Origin of the sequence: Arenibacter sp. S6351L, assembly GCF_023016025.1 — a bacterium.
Classification (GTDB): Bacteria; Bacteroidota; Bacteroidia; order Flavobacteriales; family Flavobacteriaceae; genus Arenibacter; species Arenibacter algicola_B.
On sequence record NZ_JALKBB010000061.1, the window covers coordinates 1 to 5,984 of the forward strand.

Genomic DNA, 5,984 nt, shown 5'->3' on the forward strand with positions numbered 1-5,984 from the left:
AATATGATAGCTCACAAATCGTTCTTTTAGAAACCTGAAAATGACTGGTCAACATACTCCGGAATGGGGTGGTCACTATGACCGGAATATCCACCATAATTGCGGTTATACACTGTTGTGCATAGTTTTTATTGCATTCAAAATTTATTCTGCAATATTAACTTTCAAATTTCCATCTAAATTGTCATATCCGACTACTTTACCATTTTCCAGTTTTACTGTGCTCAATCCAAACCATAAAACTTTTCCAAATCGGCCATTGTCATTATAACCCGTAGGATTTCCCATTACTTCTAGAACCTTCTTTTCTGTTGATCCAATTGTAAAATAATCTTTGTCAGAAACTATTGTGGTTTTAACTGATTGAACATTTTTAGTATTATTTTTCAAATTGTAAATCTCTTCTTGAAGAAGCCTATTCTTTTCTTCGAGGTTCTTGATATACTCCTTTTCAGTTTGATTTGTTGAATTACAGCTTACAATTAGAATAATCATTGGAAGAATTACATAAAGATATTTAGAAGTATTTCTCATTGGTTTAAATTGTTTTTCAGTCAGTTATTTCAAATTACGCACAACAATTGTGTATCATCATTGATGATATACTACTTATAGCAAACTATAAATCAACTAGGCCATAACTAGATATGTTTAAGTGTACTATAAATCTTATTAATCCAATAAAATTTTCTGAGTTGGGCAGCGGGGGGAGTACTACAACCAGGAATTGGTTTCTAACCTTCTAAGTTAGCAAATATTGGTTTTGGTATTTTGCAAATCGATGAAGTACGGTTATATCCGTTGTATGGTATTTTATGCGGATCCTGGGGTGGGGGTGGTACCGCAAACAAAAATCCAATCTTTGGGGTATAAGGTTTACAGTATCTTATAAAATTTAAAAGATTGTGCAGACTTCGAAAATACAGAACCCTTTGAATTAAGCACGAGGGCCGTATTGTTTTTAGATTGTGTTGGAGATATTTTGTTAGTTTCCTTTTCTGAGTAATGAGTTTGCAACACTTTCTACCTCGCTATTGGAAAGAATAGGGTCAAAGTACTCTAAGTAACTGTTAAGTTCTTTCAACAGCTTAATCTTAACATATTTGAATTCTTCCTTGGGTTTTGAGTGAATCATAACAATTATGCTTCTTATGGGTATCTGTTTAGTTCCCCAGTGGTGTTTATCTAAGCGGATTTTATTGTTTGCCACTACAAACAACGCATAATTTGTTCTTATAATTTGATCAACAGGAGATCTTAGATCGAAGGAATTAATTGATTTCTTGCTCCAGTTCTTCGTCTCTAATATGAATATACCTGCTTGCGAGACAAGTAGATGATCAAGCTGAATAGAGTATATTCTATCGTTAGTTTTCCTGTTATAGACTGGATGCCTAAATTTTAGATTATAATCATTTATAAGTGTATAATTATCTGACAATTTTCCTATTTCTTTTTCAACTAAGCTTTCTCCAACTGCCCCAGCTATCAAGGGCCTTAGTTCATCAATTGCCTTTCTAGCATGTTCAAGCTGATTAATTTCGGGTTTGCTTCGTTCATATATTACCTTTTGCTTGTTTTCTGATAAGTAAGTAAGACTATTGGAATCATGATATATTTCTTTCTGAATATCTCTAATAGAACTATTAATGATCAACTCATAGTTATCTGTTAAATACAATAACTTTTTATTAAGCTTCCTAATTCTAAAGAACAAAATCACCTTGAAAAGAAAAAAAGCACTGCTTCTCTTCTTTTCTAAATTCTCCTTACTCTTCTTATAACTCTCAATGCTAGCATTTAATCTTCCAATCTCAATGTTCCTTACTAATTCAAGCCTGTTACCGTTATCCCTTATTCTTTCGGACTTTAGTTTTATCTCTTCAATTAAGGAATTCTCTTGAGACTCTAATACTATTTGTTTCTCTTTTGAGAACTCTTTACAAAACCTTTTAATATCTCCAACAGAACTGAATCTCGAAATATTCCTTTTGTTCAATTCAGCCTTTAAAGTTTTTAGAGACTCAACTTGGCCGATTATTCTTGCCATGATGGTTAGGTTAGATATTATTGTCAACAATTGGATATAGCTATTAACTATAAACCTATTTTAAAAACTACAAGTCAACCAAACAGCACTTAAATACTTGCTAGTGTCCTATAATTCATATTAATCCAATAAAATTTTCTGTGTTGGGCAGCGGGGGGAGTACTACAACCAGGAGTTGTTTCTAACCTTCTAAGTTAACAAATATTGGTTTTGGTATTAGCTTAATCGGTGAAGTACAAAAATATCCGTTGTATGGTATTTCTTAGTGGTCCTGGGGGAGGTGTTGGTATCGCCAATAAAATCCCAATTTTTGAGGTGTATCGTTTACCAAACTTTATAAGATCTAAAAGACAAAGACAAAAAAAGAGACCGCTTTTTTAAATTCCTTGAAATTTGCACAAGGACCGGGGGTAAAATTTATTTAAACACAAGCGGGACGTTTGCGCTAGGTCAGGCGGATCTAAAAAGAAAGGTACATGATTTAATTTTTGTCAAGAGGGTCGCCTTCGCTAATAACGGTTACTTGTACCCGAGCATTGATCTCATTTGGGCCTTTACCAGCGAAGGAAATTTCATTGCTGCCTTTTACAAGTGTGGGAATTGAGCCTTCGGGCTTTACTTCTGCGAGTAATTCCCCTTTGGATCCATAGAGCTTACAATCATTGGCCGAAAAGAATTCAAGATACATGCCCGATTCCATTCTTACTGGAAAAACAATTGTTTCCCCGTCAATTGTAATCGACGGATTTTCGACAAATCCTGGAACCATTTGTAATGCCTTGACCGGGCCCAATACTGTGCTAACTTTTTTATTGGCCTGTACATTATTGTACCAGAGTTGCAATCTTTCGATCATTCCGAAGTGAACCGTGTGCCTGTAAGAATCATATACATAAAAATGAGAATCATCTGGCCAGATATAATCGCTGATCTTTGAAGATTCTATCTCCACAAGTTCAAAATATTTCCAACCGGTAAAATCTATTTTGATAAAATGATCCCCGTGGGCACCATGTGAGATGTGTATGGGACTCCTCACACTCAAATTCAGAATTTGACCATTGCCATCTCCTTTTACCCAGACCCCCAACGCTTGATTATTACTGAGATCTAGCAATGGCTCAAAAGTTTTTTCCATATTAATGTATGAACCATCTTGTGGCGCCTCACCACTGTTTTGTGCAGAGAATATGGCTGCTTTTTCCCCCGTTCCTACCTTTTCTTCTGCCGCACTTATTTGACCTGTGATTCCTTCTGCATTTGATTTGTTGATAAAATCGGTTGGTTTTGAAAAATCAGTTAAAATAATGCCGGAAGGGTCGTCATAGGATTTTACAGACATTAACGGTTCAATTCTGAGTTTTATCGGCTGGGCTTTAAATTTATTAATTACGGTCCAGCTAGCCGTAGAATGATCTAACCCCTTAACTTTGTGTTTGTCATAGACAATAGGTTTAAAGTTCCATTCGTCATTTCCTTGCTGGAAAAGTTTATATTCTTTTCCTGGTTGTCGAAGGAGTTCTTTAACCTTTTCTCCAAAGTAATTTTCGTGTCTCAATTTATCATATTGCTTGATAATTTCTGTAGCTTGTTTGAATAGAGGAATTTCTTCTAAAGTTTTTTTATCCACTCCCCCCAATTGTGAAAATCCAGCATTATTACCTATCATTTTGCTACCAAGATATTCAATATCGTCGGAAAAGGTTGGCTCTACCTGAGGTGGCCCCCAGATCTGGTTACCCCACCACCCCAAATGGAGAGGAAGCTGCATTTGTCCCTTATCAACCCCGGCATATTTATCTATTATGGGTGTATGTCCTGGCCATCTACCGTGTTCCCATTCATAAGATACTATTTCATCAGGGAGAAAAAGCCCTGATGCCTTTATAGATGCCAGATGAATATCAATAAAACGCTTATATCCACGGACAGGCCTGTCCCATGCCTGCCAGCGCGAGCGGTAATGCCACCAGTGGTGGGACATAGAACTCATCTCCATACCAACCGGCCGTTCCAGATTTTTCACCACTTCAAAAATAAATTTGGTCCCGTAATACCAGAAGTTTTCTTCCCCTCCAAGTACAGCGCTTCCATCAATGGCATCGAAATACATACCATCAAAACCACAATGATTTACAATTTCTGCATGCCTCTTCGCCATTTCATCAAATAAGGGGGTTTCCGGTCCGGGGACGAATCTTCCGAATCTTTCGCTCAGGTGAAAAGTGACTTCATTTAGGCCATGTGATGAGACTTTTGTGCCATTTGCCCCACGTTTGAGTCCGGTGAATTTATAAGGAGCAGATTTAGTAACCCCGGTAAATTCTATCAACTCATCTCCAATTTTTAGGGTTACACTGTTTTCCGTATGAAAACCGGTGACTGTAGATATATTGGTTGTTGGTTCCTTTACAACTATTTCATCAGCTGTCTCAGTAATGGGTTCCAAAAGCGTAAAAGTATTCACATATCCCAGGTCTTTGTTGGGAATAGGAGTCACGTATCTTGAGTTTTTGTCTATAAAAAAGGCGTATGTATGAAAGATATGCGAAATTCCAGCCTTATGTAAACGTTCATTGATCCGCTTAAACGAATCCCAGCCACCTGGCCACTTTTCCTTGTTTAGATCAAAGGTTCCGAACTCAAAAAAACTACCGCCCCCATGGCTATCGATCTGATTGAAACCCAAATTATGACAGGTCTCAATCCATTCGTCCACTGTTTCTTCGGTAAGTGAGCCAAAGTTCATCAGGTAAGAACCATACCCTTCCTTTTTCGTGAGTGCCCAGGCCCCTCCTGCATCTGAAAAAGGGATATCTTTGGCACTTGAGATCACATCGCGAATAACAGGAAGTACTTTCTGTTGGGGAAGGCCTAACAGTGTCACTTCTGCTCCTATAATTCCGAATTTATTATAACATTCTGCCCAAAGATTAGTCTGTAAAGGTGGTAGCTGCCGGACATGTGTGAAAAGGTTCATGGAGAGTGCGCATGCGGCAAAAGGTTCATAAGGTTGGCCTTCCAGCGTTAGGGGAATATTTAAAAAAACGAGCGATTCAATTTCCCCGGAAACTGATGTAACCTTTAAAGTGATGCGATCATTTGAGGTACTGACTAGAATATCGACATCAACACCGGTCTCCCCAAATCCCATCTTAAATTTATCTTTTACGAATGATAATGAGGTGATATCATGTCTTTGTCCATCAACGAATATATAAGCACATTTTGACCCTGATTCCGTATCCAGATAATCTTTATGTGTTGCTTTATCAACAAACTCAAGATTCTTCCCGTTAGGTGCTATTACATATTTAAAATGATCGTTTTCCAGTACAATATTTTGAGGGGAACAGCTTGCAAAAGCAAAACTCAATACTATCAGTGTAAAACAATATGATCGAAAATTAAAAAAGTAATTGTTTGTCATTGGGTTCTTGGTTATCTAATGTGCAAAATAGTTAATAGTTTTTTTTAACTACCAATTTGGGTGGTTGAATTAAAACTTATTTAAAGCATGGGCTTGAGTTGGGTTTGCATAGGTTTCCAGACCAAAAAAACTGAATTCGGATCAATCCCAAAAGTTGTGCGTGAATTGGATAAAGATAGGATAGACTATCCCAGAGTTCGTGTTCTGTTCATTTTTTGCATCGCCCAAATGCGTAGCATTCATGAATACCTTTAAAAATCAATAGACCAGCCGATGAATAAAAAACGAACCAAAAAACGCTAGGCTGATTTTTCTTTTCTTGAAATCTACGGACTTTGAACGGTCGCAGCGTCCAGGCCGCTTTCACTAAGGTGAAATGCTCTATGGACGCCTACCTACACCCGGTGTTAAAACCCCTTGATTTACTACTAAAATAAAAATAGGCCGTTCCTTTGTTCCGTCAACCTATATAGTGTCAATAAATCATTGACCATTATTGAATAC

General features: G+C 37.1%; 3 protein-coding genes. All 3 read right to left on the reverse strand.

What is annotated here, in order from left to right:
* Positions 1-144: 144 nt before the first annotated feature.
* Complete coding sequence (locus MWU82_RS23720) at positions 145-534, reverse strand: hypothetical protein (protein ID WP_247098202.1); 390 nt, start codon at positions 532-534, stop codon at positions 145-147.
* Positions 535-985: 451 nt separating this feature from the next.
* Positions 986-2,050, reverse strand: a complete 1,065-nt coding sequence (locus tag MWU82_RS23725) for a nuclease-related domain-containing protein (RefSeq protein WP_247098204.1) — start codon at positions 2,048-2,050, stop codon at positions 986-988.
* Between the two features lie 481 nt (positions 2,051-2,531).
* A complete protein-coding gene (locus MWU82_RS23730) occupies positions 2,532-5,426 on the reverse strand; it encodes a hypothetical protein (protein WP_247098206.1) in 2,895 nt (964 codons plus the stop codon).
* Positions 5,427-5,984 lie beyond the last annotated feature (558 nt).